The sequence below is a fragment of the Nostoc sp. ChiQUE02 genome, from assembly GCF_034531305.2.
Lineage (GTDB): Bacteria > Cyanobacteriota > Cyanobacteriia > Cyanobacteriales > Nostocaceae > Nostoc.
On record NZ_JAVRBN020000051.1, the window covers coordinates 1 to 18,506 of the forward strand.

Here is an 18,506-nt window from a genome sequence, read left to right on the forward strand (position 1 = left end):
GCACCATCCGAAGGTTTTGGTGCGTTAGCCTACGGCATAACACACCCTACGTGTATTTCAAAAATCAAATACTAGTCTTATAGGAATATATTCATTGCGGACATGATATAAATCAAAAATCAAGAAGCTAACCAAAACTTTGAACAGTATAGATATCATTTCCTGTATCGCCTACTAAAAGCAAGCTACTGTCATCACTTTCTAAATCTCGACTGCCAGCAATACCCTTTTGCAGAACTTTAATTATTCTTTGGGGAGTGAAAGATTCCAATTCCACAAACTTTCCAGATTCTAACCATGTTAATTCTTCAACAGATAAACTTTGACGAACTTCTTCAGGCAATTGTTTAGCTGCTTGCGCCGATTCTGGAGACGATTGAATGAACATTCCACCCTTAGTAGCGATAATTTGACGTGGCGTTAGTCCGACATCAATAATCACAATCTCGCTATCGAGAAACCAATTAGCATTGGTTTTCAAACGATGAACTAAACCAATTCCTCGTGGATTGCAATCATGCACTGCATAGACTTTCAAATCAGGATTGCGACGCACCATTTGCATTGTGGTGTCAAAAATGCTTTGAGGATATCCAGTAATGCTGAGAATTGCACAGTTATTTTCAAAGTGGAAATTATTAGCAATTAATAGTTGAGCAATACTAGCACTATCACAAACTACTAATCTATCAAAACTGTAAGCAGTCACATCAGGATTAACTGTAGCTGTTGTATTTTCCTGGTTTGGGGGAGGGAGAACTTTCAGAATTGAACCATTGATTTGCTGCCAGCGGTCTAGCCAATCCTTAAACTGAGATTCAGAAAATAAAAATTCCTGTGTTAATAATTCAATTCGCCCTAGCTGTCGAGTTCCTAAATATATGGACAGCATTCCCACAAGAACAATAATCACAAAGAGGGTAAATGACTTTAAAGCAAGAATTCCTATGGAAAGGATAATTCCTCCTATGATTTGTAAATTCCTCGCATTCTGTTTGCGACTTACAAGATTGAGTTTAGTTGATTTGCTACTTGCATAAAAGAAATTAATAAACGCAAGATTTACTATTAGCGGTATAAAAATCGTTAGTGATGTAACAAGATTAATAAATAGAAAAGGAAGTAACCAGCCAAATCGTGAAATTGACTTTGAGCTTTTTCTTAAACGATTATCTAGAAAATAAAGTAGTTGCTTGGCTGTAAAGAATAAGGTGTTATTTGCAGAAATATCAGCGATCGCCTTTGCAAAAAAAGGGTCAGTAATCTTAACATTACTCATACTGGTCGGTTCAAAGGCAAAGGGATGATTGCATTTTATACACCGACCTTGATTAGCTGTCCGGTCTTTTAGTTTATTTTCAGTTCCGCAGTTAATACACTTCATAATGGTTGTTTTATTTTAGTTATCTAACACCTGATTTTTTAGTAAAACACTGTAATCTTCCCGCCGACGAATCAAGCGATGCTTGCCATTTTCTACCAGGACTTCCGCAGGTTTGGGGCGGTGTAAAAAGTGAGACGACATGGCATAACCATAAGCACCGACATCTAGAATGGCAACGATATCACCAATTTCTAGCGGCGGGAGTTGGCAGTTTTTCCCCAGGTAATCTCGTGAATAGGTGGTGTTTCCACAAATATCAGTTCTGAATAGGGAGTGGGGAATTGAGGATTTGTCTGCTTGCTTCCAAGTGACAATTTCTCGGTAGCCGCCGTGTACTGATGGTACTGAAAGATTAGCAACGGTGGTATCAACTCCGATAATCTGTTTTTCTCCTTGCCATTTCACAGAAACAACTTGAGCAAGCAAGGTGGCACATCCAGCGATCGCAGCTCGTCCCGGTTCAATCACCAAATCAATTTTCCGTCCTAAACGACTAATTCTCTCGGTTAACTCAACCCCAAACATTTCCCAGTCAAAGGCTGCTTTATTGTGGTGATACGGGTAGCCAAAACCACCACCAAAATCTAAATATTCCCAATCTGGTAACTGTTGTGCTGTGGCGATTAGCGTATCAATCACCTGGGTGAAAGCGGCTGTGGCATTAGTTCCTGTCCCTCGATAGAAGTGTAAACCACTCAGCTTTAATCCAACCTCACGAGTTAAAGCGATCGCATCACCAAATTCCTCTGGACGCACACCAATGCGACTATCCCCAGTAATTTCTGGCAAATTGAGGCGTAAACCCAGGCGAATATATTTCTCTGTGCGTTTGGGTAAAACTTCGCAGCACAACTGTAACTGAGCGAGGCTATCGAGATTGAGAGTTGTGACTCCCCAATTCAAGACTTGTAGCATCTCAGCCCGATTCAAATTACTGCCGCTATAAACAATATCACTAGGAGAAAAACCAGCTTGCAATCCCAGGTAAATATCTCCTGGGGTATTAGCATGAAGTCCCCACCCAAATGAACGAAAAATTTTTAACAGCGCAATGTTGCCATTGGTAACGCTAGCAAAACGAAATTGCGTGCGGGGATAGCTGACTGCTTTGGTAATCCGCTCAATAGTTTCGCCCAAGCGATCGCCATGATAAACATAAAGCGGAGAACCGTAAATAGTTAGTAACTCTTGGGCAACTTCCTTGGACAATAGGGGAGATGAGGGGATTAATTGCTCACTCCCAACTCCTGTACAGACGCGATTAATCGCGTCTATACTCCCTAACTCCTCACTTTTATCTAACCTTGCCATCGTTTGTAATTTCTCCATAGCCAACGATGTAACCAAAACGGATGATCCCAGGACTGTTTACTTAGTTCTTCATTTAAAACATGCGATCGCCAAAGTTGCCACATAATAAGTAACCAGAGAATCTCACCAATCCGACGCCCTTGAATAGCTGCTCCCAGTTTGCCTTCAACGATTTGGGCGGCGATGTGAGGATAAAAGTGATTATTGGCGCGAAGTATTTCTGGATTGAGCCAGATGCCTATCTGATGCCAAAAATCATTTAAACACCAAGAAGTTAAGGGAACCCCCATCCCCCGCTTTTGTCGCCAGACAATTTCGGGTGGGAGCCAATTTTCTACAGCCCGTTTGAGGATATATTTTTCACAGGCTCCTTGCAAACAGAGTTCTCCAGATAAGCGGAATGTCCATTCTGCTAAAGGTAAATCACAAAAAGGCGATCGCACCCATAATCCATGAGCAAACCCCAATGCAGTTGCACGGGGATGAATATTCTGTGCTCCTTTGAGCATCAAACTGGCACGGCGGAGGCGATGTAGCAAAGATGGACACTCATTGCGATCGAGAGCCACCAACAACCAATCTTCAGGATGCAAATTTTGGATCTGTGCATAGATATCTGGCTGATAAACTTGAGATTCGTATCCCCCAAGACGGTGAAAGGTGCGGAGATATTGCTGGATAAAAGTTTCCTGTCCGGTGGGATTTTCTGCCTGATAAACACCTGCGGCAATTAAAGGTTTGTTTGTCCAACCAGCAAACAATTGATCTCCCCCTTCACCGTTAAAAATTACCTGAGTTTCCTGACTCGCTCTCTGGGATAGGAGATACAACGGCACACACACGCCATCTCCAAAAGGCAAATCCAATGCTTGTACAGTAGGAATTAGGGCATTCTTGATCGAACTTGGAGTTACTGCAACTTTAACCAGCGGAATTTTGAGAAACTGGGCGACTTGTTCAGCATAAGGATGTTCTGGAATCCCTACGTCACCAAAATCTAGAGTGTAGGCGCGAACTTTCACCCCTGCTTGCACTAGCAACGCCGCCACCACAGAAGAATCGAGTCCGCCAGAGAGAAATACCCCAACAGGCTCATCCTTTAAATCGGTAATCTGTTGCTCAATGGAGTATTTCAGGAGAGTTTGCAATTCGGTAATTGCTGTAGCTTCATCTGTTAACTGTTCTGGCGCTTCCCGCCACGAGTGAATGTTTTTAGATTCAGGTGTTTGCAGAATACCTGATTGACAATCACTCTGCCAAACTAATTCAGTCCCCGCCGGAACTGCAAACACTCCATTAATAGGGGTTAAGGGTGTTGGAACGTAGGAAAAACAGCTATAGCCGTATAAGCCAGAAATGCTAACTTCTGACTGTTGCAAAATCGGTATGAGTAGTTGCAGTTGGGATGCAAACCAGATCGCTTGTCCTTGCTGAGTCCAATACAAAGGAACTTTTCCGAAAGGTTCTCTTCCCAAAATTAGGCAGTTATTTTCCTGGAGCCTTACCCAAGCATCGGGTGAAGTGAATAATCCTGATGCGGAGATAGCAGCAATTTGATTTTGTTGCAGTGGGGAATTTCCATCAAGTCCCATATAAACAACATTCCAAATGGGAAGAGGATAATTTTCCTGTGCAGACAACTTCAAAGCCTCTCCCCTACAAAAAGAGAGGTTTAGAGAGAGGTTTTCTACGACACTACTTAACAGCGCTTCCAACTCGTGTTGAGCGCCGTAACCCCAATAGCCAAGAAAGTGATGCGGGATGTTGCCCATCTGGACTATTTAACTTCAAAGGTTTCATCGCTAATCTGCCGATCTTCCAGGAACATCTGCACTTTCCAATTGCCAACAGTTGCAGCCGGATTAATAGTGTAGCGACACTGGGTATCCCAGACAGACGTATTAATTTCGCGGGTTTGATAGTTGTTTTGCTTGACAATTTGACCACTTGGGTCAATCCAATTACAGGAGAGAGCCAGCTTTTTACCCAAGGGTGCATCCTTTAAGGTGACACGGTACAAAACTTCTGGATTGGTTTGGCGGGAAATTGTCTTTAAGTTGCCGCTACTATCTTGTACCAAGGTGATGCGGTCTTGTTGAGCAGAAACACGGGAAAGTGCAGAATTCTGCTGCTGCATGAAAAATATTGTAGATGCAATGACCACCACCACAACTGCCACCACTCCAGAGGTAATCCATCGATTCCTACGTTGTTGCACCTCCAGTGCTTGGCGACGATTTAACTGAATCAGGGCTTCATCTAGTAACTCTGGCGGTAAATTCAACTCCTGTAAAATTTCTCTAACCTGCTGTTGGTCTAGTTCCGCTTCCCGACGCAATTGCAGACCTTCTACTTCTGTGACTATTTGTGATAATTGCTCTTGAGTCAGTCGCTGCGTCATAGCTTAACTCCTGTTAAAAAAACTTGATAGCGATCGTTGATTACGTGCAATCAGAAGAACTCTATATTATAAATCTCACTTTTGTAGGTACATCATAAGCTACAAACAAAAGTTGTTGTTTTTCGGATTCTGTAAACACTTTATTGCCCTTGGTCACTGATATCGCAATCTGATTTGATTCTTGAATTACTTATAGAGACAGGGAACAAAGAATAAAAGTGTACTAAGTTTTGTTCAAAAATCAAATAGGAGTTTTATCTCATGTAGTTATGATTTCTGATGAACCGTGGTTCATTACAGTCTAAAACCTCTTTCCATAAGCATCTGAGGTTCGACATTCTCAACGTTTGCGATCGCTTCTAACTGAGAAATCCCAGCGATCGCATCAGCAATATTACCTGATTGAGCACGTAACCAAGCGGCGTTAGGTGCATAGTCAAGGCTTTGCGCTACTTCGTAACCCGCTCGACTAATTACCTCGCGCTGCGACTCCACATCAACGCCTTCAGCAAAGCGGATGAAAACCAGTCCAGTTGGTATTGCTAGGGAACCATTGGGTTGCACTGTATAAATTGGACTTAGTGTACCCGGTTCTGATTTATTGGGTTCGCCTGGGAAAACTGCGATTGCACCTTCGTTAAGTTGTAAAATTGCGCCTGGGGGCACAGTACTGGGTTGATTGTAATGTATTGCATAGTACCCAGGTTTACGAGTGTAGGATACAGCAGTGCGCTCGCCGCCAACGCGAATTTGTTGGGGATACTCAGAAAAATAGTCTTTTTGAAATCTCACTTCAGCAATCAGGGGTAGAGAGTACACCTGTAGAAAATACTCAGCCGGAAAATAAAACATCTTTCTCAAGTTCTAATGATGTTATAGCGTTTTTCAGTGGTATGGAATACATTTTTTCGGGATGCACAGTTATAGGAATCCGCTTTCATTTCTGGACTGATTTGTGTAGGTAGGCAATAGGCGTAACGGGAAAGAAGACTTCTTAGTTGTAATGAGTTTTTTCAAAAATCAAATATGAGTCCTAATATACGCCCCTAGTGATAGTGAAGATTCTTAAAGCAACCTGACTTTGAATTCCCTCTTTTCTGGAAAGACGAATCGAAAGCTTGTATGAACTTTAAAGAGATTAAATTCTGTTTAAGCTATATCTTTTTGATGTCGTAATACATACATAACACATGAAATAAAAAGCATCGATAAACTAAACGTAAACGCAAACTGTATGCAGCAAGCTTTAAAAGTAGTGCATAATACGATTTCCCAATGCCCAATTTACAAAACATTTAATATCCCAGGAGATTAAACTATGGTTCACGTTCGCTATGGTGGAGAGAATGGACAACAGTATGAACTTGCTATCAGTAACGAACACGTTGTAGTGCGTACCGAAAGCCGCAGTCCTCTTGTCGGTGCAAGACCGTTTGAAGTCGCACCGGTGTCGCCCACAGCTCGTAGCATTCTTAATCAATTCGAGTTAGCAACACGGTTTCGCCAAGCGGGTGTGGAAATTCTGCGAACGAAAGTTCCAACTCAGAGTGTCGCTTTGCGCGATCGCGCCCGTGAAATTCTCAACCAAGAGTCTGAAGTCCAATTTGCCGGACGTGTTCTTGTCGATCCAGTATCCAAACAACCTGTAATTTACACCGAAAACCTCTTTGTTAAATTCGATAACGAAGAAGAGTCAACAGTCTGCCAAGAAGTATTAAGACGTTACGGCTTAACAATAAAACGCCAACTTGAATATGCACGAAATGCTTACTTTGTCAGTGCCCCTGCGAATACTGGTATAGCCATCTTTGACATCGCCGAGAGACTTCTGAATGAGGAATCAGTTGAACTGTGCCATCCTGAACTAGTGCGTGAATTACGCCAACGTCAGGTTTTCCCGCAGCAGTGGCACTTAAAGCAAACAACAATTAATGGTAAGGTAATTAACGCCCATGCCAACGTTGAGGCAGCTTGGAAGTTGAGCAATGGTACAGGGACGATTATTGCCATTATCGACGACGGTGTGGATCTGGATCATGAAGAGTTCCGTTCCGCTGACAAGATTGTTGCCCCGCGTGATGTCACACGTAAAACTAACAATCCCAGACCGGGAAACGACAATAACCACGGCACAGCCTGTGCGGGAGTAGCTTGTGCAAACGGCAACTTTGGTGCATCTGGTGTCGCACCAGGTGCAAAGCTGATGCCGATTCGTTTAGCTTCGGCGCTGGGGTCACAGGATGAAGCAGATGCTTTTATTTGGGCGGCTCAAAATGGTGCTGATGTTATTTCTTGTAGCTGGGGGCCAGCAGACGGCACTTGGTTTGAGCCAAACGATCCTGTACACAACCAAAAAGTACCTTTGCCTGACTCCACAAGACTTGCTATGGACTTTGCAATCAATAAAGGGCGTAACGGCAAGGGTTGTGTAATATTATTCGCGGCTGGCAATGGTAACGAAAGTGTGGATAATGATGGCTACGCCAGCTACCAAAAGGTGATTGCTGTGGCAGCTTGTAACGACTTCGGTACGAGAAGCGCTTACAGTGATTTTGGTCAGGCGGTCTGGTGCGCTTTTCCCAGCAACAATGGTGACAGTTCTCAAACCCCTGGAATTTGGACAACCGATCGCTCTGGTGTACTTGGTTATAATTCGGGTAATTTGAATCTGGGTGACACCGCAGGCAACTACACAAACGAATTTGGTGGAACTTCCAGTTCCTGTCCAGGTGCAGCCGGTGTAGCAGCCTTGATTATTGCCAGAAACCCAAATCTGCGTTGGGATGAAGTGCGAGACATTCTTAAACGCTCTAGCGATCGCATTGATCCAACTGGAGGTAAATATGATGCCAGTGGTCGCAGCCCCTTCTACGGTTACGGTCGAATCAATGCTCTGAAAGCTGTAGAATTGGCCAAGCCACCTCAAACATCGCCCATTAGTATTTTCCAGGCAGTGCAAGATATCCCAATTAACGATTTGCAAGTATCAACATTATCGTTGGCGATCGCTAATACCAGCCTCGTAAAATCCATCAAAGTTAATGTAGACATCGAGCATACTTATATTGGGGATCTTGTCGTTACTCTCCTTCCCCCAGTGCAAATAGGCGTACTTCCGATCATTCTGCACGATCGCCAGGGCGGAGCTACAGATAATATCAAAACAACTTATGACGAGGTAAACACCCCTAAACTTGCTGCTTTTAAAGGTAAAAGTCCCCAAGGAACCTGGACTCTTGAAGTTGCAGATAAAGCTAACGCAGATACAGGAAAGATTCGCAGCTTGACCATTGAAATTGGATTTTAAATCTTGTAATGGCATGGCAAGGCTAAAATGATGCATTAAGCGTAGGTTGGGTTGAGCAACGCGAAACCCAACATTCATCTGGGTGTTGGGTCTCATGCTTCGCTGCGCGACGCTGACGCGAACGACCCAACCTACAAAATTTATTGCCCAAATTTAGCTGTGCCACGCCAGTAGAGTGTGTTATCGCGTAGCGTAACGCACCACCTCAAATTTTAGGTGCGTTAGGACGAATGTCCGTAACGCACCCTATAAAACTATTTCAACCAGAATCGATATGACAATCTGTTAGCTTTGAGTCACAGCCTCTTTCGCCAAGAACTTCTCTAATTCTGTCAGCGCATCAGCATCAACTTTAGTTTGCATTGGGCAGAACTTAGGCCCACACATCGAACAAAACTCAGCAGTTTTATAGATATCTGCTGGCAGAGTTTCATCGTGATATTCCTTAGCTCTTTCTGGATCGAGCGATAATTCAAACTGACGGTTCCAATCGAAGTTGTAACGCGCCTTGGAAAGTTCATCGTCTCTATCCCTTGCACCAGGGCGATGTCTAGCAATATCAGCCGCATGAGCCGCTATTTTATAGGCAATCAACCCATTTCGCACATCTTCGGCATTTGGTAGACCCAAATGTTCTTTGGGTGTTACATAGCACAGCATTGCAGTACCGTACCATCCAGCCATCGCTGCTCCAATGGCTGAAGTGATGTGGTCATAACCGGGAGCAATGTCTGTAACCAATGGTCCCAATACATAGAAAGGTGCTTCAGAACACTCTTCCATCTGCTTACGGACGTTGAACTCAATTTGATCCATTGGTACATGTCCAGGCCCTTCCACCATCACCTGGACATTATCTTCCCAGGCTTTGCGAGTTAGCTGTCCCAGGGTTTTCAATTCAGCTAATTGTGCTTCATCTGAGGCATCATGGGTGCAACCAGGACGCAGGGAATCTCCTAAACTGAAGGAGACATCATATTTTTTGAATATCTCAATAATGTCTTGGAAGTGGGTATAAAGCGGGTTTTGTTTGTGGTGATGCAACATCCACCGCGCCAAAATACCGCCACCGCGAGAGACAATTCCGGTGATGCGGTTTCTCACCAAAGGCAAATGCTCAATCAAAATCCCCGCGTGGATAGTTTGATAGTCTACCCCCTGCTGGGCGTGCTTTTCGATGATATGGAGAAAATCATCAGCAGTCAGGTTTTCAATTGTGCCGTGGACACTTTCTAAAGCTTGGTATACTGGCACCGTACCAATGGGAACAGGTGAAGCCTTGATGATGGCGGTACGAATTTCATCCAAATTACCGCCACCAGTAGACAAGTCCATCACGGTATCAGCACCGTACTTCACCGCCAAGTTTAGCTTATCAACTTCTTCTTGAAGATTAGAAGAGTTAGGAGAAGCGCCGATATTAGCATTTACCTTACATTTGGAGGCGATGCCAATAGCCATCGGCTCTAGGTTAGTGTGATTAATATTAGCAGGGATAATCATTCGTCCCCGCGCCACTTCCTCACGAATGAGATCGGCAGGAAGGTTTTCCCGCTGGGCGACGTAGTGCATTTCTTCGGTGATAACACCTTGGCGGGCGTAGTGCATTTGAGATACATTACTCTGCCCACGTCGTTTAGCAACCCATTCTGTCCGCATATTGTAATTCCTCAATAAACAGCTTCCCTCCGCTGGTATTACCCAGACTCAGGTGTTAAGGGTGTGATCTCAGCCTGGTTATGTAGGCACCCCTAGCATGGATGTAGTGTATCACCTTGGTTATATCTGGGAGCAAGGGTGTTAACAATTTATGAGGTGAGAGTGATGTGAAGCGGTTTTTTCGGAGTCTGGCGATCGCTAAAATTTATGGCTATTGGCGTGCAAACATCTTGTGGTTTACAGCTAAAGGTTTAGGCGCGAATTTCATTTGCACAAGGACGACCCTGTTCAACATCGGTAATATTAGCAAAAGTTGTTTCTGCAATATTGTAGAGAGCTTCTGCTGTAAAAAAGGCTTGATGTCCGGTAATGAGTACATTGGGAAACGTTGTCAAACGCTGGAAAATATCATCTTGAATAATTTCCCCAGACAAATCTTCAAAGAACAATTCCGATTCTTGTTCGTAGACATCTACACCAAGATAGCCAATTTTCCCAGACTTTAATCCCTCAATCACTGCTTGGGTATCAATCAGCGCTCCTCGGCTAGTATTAATTAGCATCACGCCTGGCTTAATCTGTTCTATTGCCTCAGTGTTAATCAAGTGATGCGTTTCGGGAGTCAAAGGGCAATGCAGAGAGATAATATCGGAATTGGCAAATAGCTCAGGTAATTCTACATACTTTCCACCTAGCGCCTCCAATTCTGAATTTCGATAAACATCATAGGCGAGTAGATGACAGCCAAACCCCTTCATAATCTGTCCTAAAATCAGACCGATTTTGCCGGTGCCGACAATTCCCACTGTGCGCTCATGCAAATTAAATCCCAACAGTCCATCTAGGGAAAAATTGCCTTCTCGCACACGGTTATAGGCACGATGAATTTTGCGATTTAAGCTCAAAATCAATCCTACGGCATGTTCTGCTACCCCATAAGGTGAATAAGCGGGAACACGCACAACAGCAATTCCTAAGTCTGCTGCGGCTTGTAAGTCTACATTGTTAAACCCTGCACAGCGAAGGACAACCACGCGAGTTCCCCCTGAGGCGAGAATCTCTAAAGTTGGGGCATCAACCTGGTCATGCACAAATACGCAAACTGCTGGAAATCCGGCAGCAAGGATAGCCGTATCCCGATTTAAACGGGGTTCAAAAAAGACTAAATCGTGTTGGATGGGATAATTTGCAGTTGACAAAAACTGCCGATCGTAGGCTTTTGTACTGAAAACTGCTACTTTCATGCAAAACCTCAGGCTTTATGCTGCACGGTGTTCGAGTACATAATACCTTGACGTTTAGAAGAGCGATGTCTACAACGAGCCTAGCTGCGGCACCGATCAAAAAAATGATGAAGAGAGAGGCTTATGTAGTGCAGAGGACTTACGCAAAAACTCTCTCAAACCCTTATTTTCCGTGTTATATGTGCCTCTGTGGTTCGTTTTTCTGGTACTTATGCGTAGAACTAGACAACAACAAAATTGGTTGCGCTTAGTAAAAATCCACTGCTGAGTTGCCCGAATTGTACCTGAGTAAAAGCGCCAGCACTACCATCTTGGTCAAAGTACAGTGCGCCTGTAATATTGTCGAAAATAAATCGTTGAGCGATCGCTGTTGCAGCTGAACCGATGGTAAATTTACTAGCCGAGAGTGTACCTACAGCTAAACCGCCGCCGAAACCAGCAGCCGAAACTTGAATAACTTCATCAGTCGGGTTGAAGTCATTAAGAGTATCAATGCCTTGATTGTAATTATTGAATGCAAAAGTATCAGTGCCATCTCCCCCGTACAGAGCATCATTGCCTTTCCCTCCACTCAGGAGATCCTTGCCATCATACCCAAACAGCACATCGCCACTATTACCCCCCACAATCTTGTCGGCGTAGACTGTACCACTGATATTTAATGCTTGAATATTCTTGTAGCTAACTTGATTTGTACCAGTTGTAATCGAGCCTTGGTTAGTGGTTGCATTGAAAGTCGAGATGATTCCTTTGTTAGTATAGCTACTGTAATTGACTTCCAAAGAATCCGAACCTGTACCCCCATTGATCGTTTGAGTCACTAAAACAGAAGGGGCGGTAGATGGGGCAGTCAAATAGAAGGAGTCATCCCCATTCCCCCCATTTAGAGTGTTAGCACCCTTGGCTCCATAGGCGTAAAAGCTATCGTTACCATCGCCTCCATTCACAATGTTATTGCCAGACGAGTAAGAAATATCGAGGTAATCGCTACCTGCGCCCCCACTAATCGTATCATTGCCAGAAGTGCCTCCATTAAGCACATCTTCGCTATTGCCCCCTAGAATATTGTCAGCGTACGCTGTACCAGTGATATTGAATCGTTCTATATTCTTGTAGCTAACTCGACTTGTACCAGTTGTAATCGAGCCTTGGTTAGTGGTTGCATTGAAAGTCGAGGTGATTCCTTTGGTAGTATAGCTACTGTAATTGACTTCCAAATAATCCGAACCTGTGCCCCCATTTACTGTTTGGGTCACTAAAACAGAGGAGGCGGTATATGGGGCGCTCAAATAGAAGAAGTCATCGCTATCCTCTCCATTCAGGGTGTTAGCACCATTGACTCTGTATGCGTAAAATTTATCAGAGCCAGTTCCGCCTGAAACAGTATTGTTGCCAAAACTATCCTCAATCGAAAATTCGTCATTTCCTGTATCTCCATAGAGGATATTATTTCCAGAAGAAGCAGAAACATCTAAATAATCATTCTCACTTCCTCCCTTGAGAGTATTGTTGCCAGTGGTAGCTGTAGCATAAATTTGATCGCTCTCAGAACCTCCTTCTAAAAGGTTTTTCCCAGAAGAATTGCTAATATTGAAGACATCATCGCCTCCGAAACCATAGAGGCTGTCATCGCCCCCAAAGCCATAGAGGTTGTCATTAGCGTTAGTACCATTGATAATTGCCATAACTTCTACCTACCTAAATCAATTTTTCAGAAACTTGAGATATTAACCTGCGGGTATTGCTGTTTTAAGGCAGAACAAATTAGCCGAAATTCGGCTTTTCGGTATAGTTTATGCAGACCTGAAAACGCTAAAAAATTAGTGTTTTCAGCTTTTTGACTGGCTTGTAAGCATTATTCAGCTAACCTGCTATATACGAGCTTTAGTTAATTTCATTACTATAGTGTTTGTTTATTTAAGTGTCACTAATTGAACTAGCATTTTTCCATACTTCACTTTATTTAACTATTTTCGTATTTTTTAATATGGGTATTTACGTATTATTACTAATGTAATGAATACTTATAAAAGCAAGATGTACCGCTGCAACACCAGTTGTTAAATAAGCGATCGCTATACTAAAGGCGATGCCTACGGTGGCAAGCTACGCACTCCAGCACTCCTCAATTAACAGGTATTATGGGGCGATCGCCTTTCTGAAACCTTACCCATGACTGTTGTAAAGCAGCAGGAGCAGGGTTCTTAGCATCATAAACAACAATTACATTAGTTAGTGGGCGTCCAGCAGGAACTAAAATTTTACCGTTAGCCGCAAAGGCTTTCGATGCACCACCATCTAAATTCATCGCTTCGTGACAGCCGATAGCTTTCATCGCTTGCGCTTCTTGTTGTAAGGTTAATCCACTATCGAAATTTATCAAAAATAGCTTTTTACCATCAGCAGGAAACCCGATCGCAGTTCGTGCACCAGTACCTAAAACACCAGGATCTTTAAATCCTTCAACATCCGGCTTCAGCCAAATTTGTCCCTGTCTCAACAGTCGAGGGCCGCAGGTGATAGACAACCAATGTTGATTCCATTCCGGTTTACCGTCAACCCGTGCTGTCACCATTTCCGGTTTATTGCCAACTCGCAACCCCAAAGTAGTACCAAAATTTTCCCACTGGCTGTATTTGATAAATTTTCCTGCTGCTACCATGTTACCCATCACTGTTTTCTGGGCATTCTTGGCAAAAAAAGTACCATTAGCAACGACAGCCGCGCGATGACGAGCCACTAGATTGTTAAATTCTTCATCACCACTAGTTTTTTTATTAGTATTAGCCAAAGTTGCATTATTCGCTAAACCAATAGTAATGAAGGTTTTGGGGTCAGTGAGGTCAATAATAGTTTGATAAAAAGAGAAACCATTTACCTTACCCCTCTTCACTTGTACAGTTTGAGCGGCTGCGGGAAGTGCCAATGTTAATTCTTGTGCCAAGACAGCACCTCCTAAAAACAAGAAAGACCGTCGGCAGATTTTGGAACTTGGCATAATCAACTCTTCACTATATTGTTTTGATTAGGATGCCCAAATCCTCAGATAATTTTGCCCAGTGTGATGGGGAGCAGGGGAGCAGGGGAGCAGAGGAGCAGAGGAGAAGTTGCAATAAGTTTTTCTCCTCTGCATCTCTTCCTCTTATACCCAATGACAAATGACAAATGACAAATGACAAATGACAAATGACAAATGACAAATGACAAATGACAAATGACAAATCATTACCGATATATTATTTTTTACAAACCCTATGGCGTTCTCAGCCAGTTTACAAAAGATGCTGACACACATAGCACTCTCAAAGATTATATTGATGTGCCTGATGTCTATCCTGTGGGACGCTTAGACTGGGATAGTGAAGGATTGTTGCTGTTAACGAACGATGGACAATTGCAACATCGCCTCGCCCATCCGCGTTTTGGTCATAAACGTACTTACTGGGTACAGGTAGAGCGAATTCCAGATGCAGATGCTATCAAAAGGTTGCAAACAGGTGTGGAAATTCAAGATTACCGCACTCAACCAGCAGAAGTTAGGCTCTTACCAGGAGAACCACAGTTACCTGAACGCACCCCGCCGATTAGATTTCGCAAAAATGTACCGACAGCTTGGCTGGAAATGACTTTGACAGAGGGAAAAAACCGCCAAGTACGGCGCATGACTGCGGCTGTAGGGTTTCCGACTTTGCGACTGGTCAGGGTCAGCATCGCTCACCTACAATTAGATGACCTACAATTGGGTCAATGGCGCGACCTCACCGCATCTGAACTCCAATTTATGCATAATAATTTCAGTAAATCAAATTATTACTGAGGCTTTTGCTGTTGCAGTAGCGATCGCAGCCGCTCTAGTTCTTGCTCTGCGACTTCGGCCCGTTGGCGTTCTTGTTCAACTTTCTCAGCACTCCAAAGCAACAAATTTCCGGCTTCATCCCACCATCGCAACCAATTAGTCGTTATTCCTAATTGTTTACCATACCAAATTCCCAAAGATAAATTTAACTCTGGAATCGGATATTGTCCCTGAGCGTTGGGCTGTTGCAACACATATTGCCCTGCTTCCAATCGACGCACTTCTAGCAAAGTACTCGCTGGATCAAAAATCCCATAGACAGGAATTTTGAGAATATGTTCGTAGTAATAGAGCTTGCCGTAGGGATAGGTTGGGCGTACAGAATATTCGCCAGTATCAGTTTCTGAGAGAAATTCCATGACAATCGCAACGGGTTCTCCTTCCAAATTAGGCGTATAGCTGCGACGCACAGTACCTTGAGGCACTGGAAATACTTTCGACACAAACAGCCAATCGGGAGCTTTTATCACCGTTTTTTGATTCACGTTTGCCACTAAACCAAAGTTAGAGGCAATCAGCATTTCTGAAGTGATTAAGCCTGCTTCTCCAAGGGCATCTGTCAGAGCAGCCGCAAGAAAAGGCTGTTGAATGTTTTCCACAGGATCATCAGGTAGAACAAAGTCATCAGGGAGCTTTTCCCAAGTGATGATGAGATTTTGGGTAGATGGAGCGGCTTGCAGAATCACTGCTTGTTTCTCCAAAATGGATGGAATTGTTCTTTTATTATACGAAAAGTTCTTATAGCATAAGTTCGTTATTTATGCAATACCATGAATTAGATTCAAACGGAAAAATCTCTTTGCGTTCCTGCGTCGCCATATCTCCGTGTCAGCCTAAACAATAAGTCTTTAAGCGGACACGATCTAATTTCCCGGTTGCGTGGAAGAAGCAGCACCAGAAATGCCAACAATCAAATCCTCATCTGGACTGTCAAACAATTTCACAGTTGGGAAACATTAGACTTACCTTTATTTTTACTGGTTGGGTTAGGCGACATAAGACGGTCGGAGACTGCAATCGCTGTTTGAGCCTAGAATCCCCCGAATTCAATTCGGGGGAGTATGTCAAAATTGTTATGATGAAAACATGTTTAACGACAGCAACAACTCCCAAGCTAACCAAGGTAGTGTTCTCTACAGACATGGCGACGTTCTGATCGGGCGTATTGCTAACTTACCTGTCGGTGCTCAAAGGCGTGTAGGTACTACTCTCGCTCATGGTGAAATCACAGGACACAGCCATCGCATTCAGCAATCCAATGCTGTTCAGTTGTGGGTACATGGTAGTGACCTTTTTCTTGAGGTTAAAGAACCAACTGCCACTTTAGTTCATGAAGAACATCGGGCGATTGAATTACCCCAAGGGCTTTACCGCGTCTGGAGACAACGTGAATATCGCCCTGATGCTTACGTAGAGGTGATGGACTAATGCTCAAGATGATGTCGAAGGGACGTGTACCGAATAAACAAGTTTTGCAGCGCCCAGAGGAAAGTCACGAGCCTGTATCGGCTGAACTTGCTCGAAAACTCATCCTTGAGCATCGCGCCTGCGATGGTATGCGCGTTTTGGGTCATCTGGATTTAAGCGGTGCGTTGGATCTTTACAATCTACCCGAAAATCTAACCTGTGAAAGTATTGATATCAGCGACTGTGTAAACCTCACTACCCTTCCCAAAGGCCTTCACGTCACTTATTGGATCGAGTTGGCCGGAAGTGGGATTACCAGTCTATCTGCGGGGCATGGTTTTGTTTTGCGTTGGCGAGGCGTGCAGGTAAACGATAAGATTGCCTTTGAATCCCAGTCTCTAACTGGGCAAGATATCTTCAATATAGAGAATGTTGAGTTGCGCCGCGTGCTGATTGAACGTCTGGGATACGAGACATTTTTGCAGCAAGTGGGAGGGTTGATCCGCGATCGCGATCGAGACGCTGGTGGAGAACGTCAACTAGTCTACATCCCTTTTGAGGATGACGAGCCACTTATGGTCTTGAAAGTCACTTGTCCATCCACAGGACATATTCATATCCTGCGCGTTCCTCCTGACATGCAAAGTTGCCATCAAGCAGCAGCCTGGATTGCAGGCTTTAATAATCCAGATGATTATCACCCTGCGATCGAGGCGTAATGTCATGGACAGGCCTTGTCCGACGAAGTAGAGGCGATAATTGTGCGATCGCGCAAGCTGGTTCTTCCGAGGCGGGACAAGAGTTGACTGCACAAACAGCGGAGTGATTTTCATTCACTACTCAAAAGAGTGGTTTTTCAGCGACGGCTTTGATTCCCTCAAACTTGATCTGGTTTATTAGTCCAGTGATTTCAGTAATAGAATCAAGTCGTCTCCAAGGAAACTTTTTATTGTGTTAGGTATCCTGACAGTTCTTCTATCCTCCTTTGTTTTATCGTTTCACAACGTTACTGTCCGAGTTTTGTTTTCCGAACATCTCGTACTGGGTTTATTTTTACTAGGTGGATACGTTAAACCAGATTTGCAGAATTCATTCTTGCTGATGTTCATGCGAATGCTACTCGTGGTTCCACTCATGGCATCTCTAGCATTTAAGCTATATCCATCTGCTCTTAAAGAATTTAAAGACCTGTTCACTCACAAACGCAAGGATGTTTTGCTCCAAGCAGTTGGCTGCGGGGTGCTGATGTTTGTGTATATTGCTGCGCTCTACATTGCTATTGGCTTGATTCCAACTGGAATTGCCATGACTCTTTTCTTCACCTATCCCGTGTTTACGGCGCTGTTATCCTGGAAGTTTTTTGGCGATAGCCCCACACTTTTCCGTTGGCTGGTGATGGGCATTATTCTTGTGGGAAGTGTTCTCACTATTCCCCAATCTTCTGCCAACGACAGCAGTCATCTAATTGCGATCGGCATTTTCGCTAGCTTTAGTGCTGGGATCGTTTATGCCTTTTATTGTGTCATCGCTCAAAAATGCTTGGAAAAATTCCATCCAATTCCCTTTACCTGGATCAGTTTTGCCTCTACCCTGTTACTCTCCGGTGTTAGTTTACTGTTCTGGCCAACTCCCAGTGACCAACTTGACTGGACACCCCTGTGGATTGGTAGCATCTTTTCGGGTTTGGTCAGCTTTATCGGACACACTCTGAACAATCTGGGGATTCGGATGGTTGGCGCAACTACCGCCTCTATGCTCGGCTCTAGTAGTCCAGCATTAACAGCGCTAGTTGCATGGATAACGATTAGCGAAACTTTAAACGTGACTCAGAGCGTAGGGATTGGTGTTGTCACATTGGGGATCGCATTACTTAGTGGAGAAGGCTTTGTTAAATCGCTCAAAATTAAGAGTTAAAAAGTAGCGTGCAATATTCTTTA

The 18,506-nt window shown here is 43.8% G+C and carries 15 protein-coding genes and 1 riboswitch; of the genes, 5 read left to right on the forward strand and 10 right to left on the reverse strand.

Translation table 11 applies throughout. The features are described 5' to 3' along the window. Nucleotides 1–127: 127 nt before the first annotated feature. The 5 genes from RM347_RS30475 to RM347_RS30495 all read right to left on the reverse strand — a co-directional run bounded on the left by RM347_RS30475 (nt 128) and on the right by RM347_RS30495 (nt 5,948). Complete coding sequence (locus tag RM347_RS30475; RefSeq protein ID WP_322717710.1) at nt 128–1,384, reverse strand: hypothetical protein; 1,257 nt, start codon at nt 1,382–1,384, stop codon at nt 128–130. Between the two features lie 15 nt (nt 1,385–1,399). Further along, on the reverse strand, nt 1,400–2,695 hold the full coding sequence (locus RM347_RS30480) for a diaminopimelate decarboxylase family protein (protein ID WP_322717711.1): 1,296 nt from the start codon (nt 2,693–2,695) through the stop codon (nt 1,400–1,402). Beyond that, nucleotides 2,683–4,467, reverse strand: a complete 1,785-nt coding sequence (locus RM347_RS30485; protein WP_322717712.1) for an asparagine synthetase B family protein — start codon at nt 4,465–4,467, stop codon at nt 2,683–2,685. The genes RM347_RS30480 and RM347_RS30485 overlap by 13 nt, the downstream gene beginning before the upstream one ends. Before the next feature lie 5 nt (nt 4,468–4,472). Continuing rightward, nucleotides 4,473–5,096 carry a DUF3859 domain-containing protein gene (locus RM347_RS30490; protein ID WP_322717713.1) on the reverse strand — a complete coding sequence of 208 codons (624 nt, stop codon included), beginning with the start codon at nt 5,094–5,096 and terminating at the stop codon, nt 4,473–4,475. Between the two features lie 294 nt (nt 5,097–5,390). After that, nucleotides 5,391–5,948: a hypothetical protein gene (locus RM347_RS30495; RefSeq protein WP_322717714.1), complete on the reverse strand. Its 558-nt coding sequence runs from the start codon at nt 5,946–5,948 to the stop codon at nt 5,391–5,393. A gap of 466 nt (nt 5,949–6,414) precedes the next feature. On the opposite strand from RM347_RS30495, the gene RM347_RS30500 reads away from it, so the two are divergent. Continuing rightward, on the forward strand, nt 6,415–8,403 hold the full coding sequence (locus RM347_RS30500) for a S8 family serine peptidase (protein WP_322717715.1): 1,989 nt from the start codon (nt 6,415–6,417) through the stop codon (nt 8,401–8,403). A 285-nt stretch (nt 8,404–8,688) separates the two neighbouring features. On the opposite strand, the gene thiC is transcribed toward RM347_RS30500, so the two are convergent. The 4 genes from thiC to RM347_RS30520 all read right to left on the reverse strand — a co-directional run bounded on the left by thiC (nt 8,689) and on the right by RM347_RS30520 (nt 14,304). Beyond that, the gene (thiC, locus tag RM347_RS30505) at nt 8,689–10,062 is read right to left on the reverse strand and encodes a phosphomethylpyrimidine synthase (RefSeq protein WP_322717716.1); all 1,374 of its coding nucleotides are present in this window, start codon (nt 10,060–10,062) and stop codon (nt 8,689–8,691) included. Between the two features lie 7 nt (nt 10,063–10,069). Next, nucleotides 10,070–10,166, reverse strand: a riboswitch (TPP riboswitch). 147 nt (nt 10,167–10,313) lie between these two features. After that, nucleotides 10,314–11,306, reverse strand: a complete 993-nt coding sequence (locus RM347_RS30510) for a 2-hydroxyacid dehydrogenase (RefSeq protein ID WP_322717717.1) — start codon at nt 11,304–11,306, stop codon at nt 10,314–10,316. Between the two features lie 221 nt (nt 11,307–11,527). Next, nucleotides 11,528–12,991 carry a beta strand repeat-containing protein gene (locus RM347_RS30515; protein WP_322717718.1) on the reverse strand — a complete coding sequence of 488 codons (1,464 nt, stop codon included), beginning with the start codon at nt 12,989–12,991 and terminating at the stop codon, nt 11,528–11,530. Nucleotides 12,992–13,431: 440 nt separating this feature from the next. Beyond that, the gene (locus RM347_RS30520) at nt 13,432–14,304 is read right to left on the reverse strand and encodes a phosphodiester glycosidase family protein (protein ID WP_322717719.1); all 873 of its coding nucleotides are present in this window, start codon (nt 14,302–14,304) and stop codon (nt 13,432–13,434) included. Nucleotides 14,305–14,520: 216 nt separating this feature from the next. Here RM347_RS30520 and RM347_RS30525 point away from each other — a divergent pair, with 216 nt between their 5' ends. Then, on the forward strand, nt 14,521–15,123 hold the full coding sequence (locus tag RM347_RS30525; RefSeq protein ID WP_322717720.1) for an rRNA large subunit pseudouridine synthase E: 603 nt from the start codon (nt 14,521–14,523) through the stop codon (nt 15,121–15,123). On the opposite strand, the gene RM347_RS30530 is transcribed toward RM347_RS30525, so the two are convergent. Next, on the reverse strand, nt 15,117–15,848 hold the full coding sequence (locus RM347_RS30530) for a Uma2 family endonuclease (protein WP_322717721.1): 732 nt from the start codon (nt 15,846–15,848) through the stop codon (nt 15,117–15,119). The two genes, RM347_RS30525 and RM347_RS30530, sit on opposite strands and share 7 nt — an antisense overlap. 400 nt (nt 15,849–16,248) lie before the next feature. Between RM347_RS30530 and RM347_RS30535 the strand changes: the two genes are divergently transcribed. From RM347_RS30535 to RM347_RS30545, 3 genes are all read left to right on the forward strand, one after another. After that, nucleotides 16,249–16,590, forward strand: a complete 342-nt coding sequence (locus RM347_RS30535; protein ID WP_322717722.1) for a hypothetical protein — start codon at nt 16,249–16,251, stop codon at nt 16,588–16,590. Next, nucleotides 16,590–17,288: a DUF6745 domain-containing protein gene (locus RM347_RS30540; RefSeq protein WP_322717723.1), complete on the forward strand. Its 699-nt coding sequence runs from the start codon at nt 16,590–16,592 to the stop codon at nt 17,286–17,288. Before RM347_RS30535 ends, RM347_RS30540 begins: the two co-directional genes overlap by 1 nt. A gap of 232 nt (nt 17,289–17,520) precedes the next feature. Further along, complete coding sequence (locus RM347_RS30545) at nt 17,521–18,483, forward strand: DMT family transporter (protein WP_322717724.1); 963 nt, start codon at nt 17,521–17,523, stop codon at nt 18,481–18,483. Nucleotides 18,484–18,506: the final 23 nt, after the last annotated feature.

Coding starts and splice junctions, on each gene's coding strand:
- RM347_RS30475 (WP_322717710.1), bottom strand. CDS start 1,384: ATGAAGTGTATTAACTGCGGAACTGAAAATAAACTAAAAGACCGGACA.
- RM347_RS30480 (WP_322717711.1), bottom strand. CDS start 2,695: ATGGCAAGGTTAGATAAAAGTGAGGAGTTAGGGAGTATAGACGCGATT.
- RM347_RS30485 (WP_322717712.1), bottom strand. CDS start 4,467: ATGGGCAACATCCCGCATCACTTTCTTGGCTATTGGGGTTACGGCGCT.
- RM347_RS30490 (WP_322717713.1), bottom strand. CDS start 5,096: ATGACGCAGCGACTGACTCAAGAGCAATTATCACAAATAGTCACAGAA.
- RM347_RS30495 (WP_322717714.1), bottom strand. CDS start 5,948: ATGTTTTATTTTCCGGCTGAGTATTTTCTACAGGTGTACTCTCTACCC.
- RM347_RS30500 (WP_322717715.1), top strand. CDS start 6,415: ATGGTTCACGTTCGCTATGGTGGAGAGAATGGACAACAGTATGAACTT.
- thiC (WP_322717716.1), bottom strand. CDS start 10,062: ATGCGGACAGAATGGGTTGCTAAACGACGTGGGCAGAGTAATGTATCT.
- RM347_RS30510 (WP_322717717.1), bottom strand. CDS start 11,306: ATGAAAGTAGCAGTTTTCAGTACAAAAGCCTACGATCGGCAGTTTTTG.
- RM347_RS30515 (WP_322717718.1), bottom strand. CDS start 12,991: ATGGCAATTATCAATGGTACTAACGCTAATGACAACCTCTATGGCTTT.
- RM347_RS30520 (WP_322717719.1), bottom strand. CDS start 14,304: ATGCCAAGTTCCAAAATCTGCCGACGGTCTTTCTTGTTTTTAGGAGGT.
- RM347_RS30525 (WP_322717720.1), top strand. CDS start 14,521: ATGACAAATCATTACCGATATATTATTTTTTACAAACCCTATGGCGTT.
- RM347_RS30535 (WP_322717722.1), top strand. CDS start 16,249: ATGTTTAACGACAGCAACAACTCCCAAGCTAACCAAGGTAGTGTTCTC.
- RM347_RS30540 (WP_322717723.1), top strand. CDS start 16,590: ATGCTCAAGATGATGTCGAAGGGACGTGTACCGAATAAACAAGTTTTG.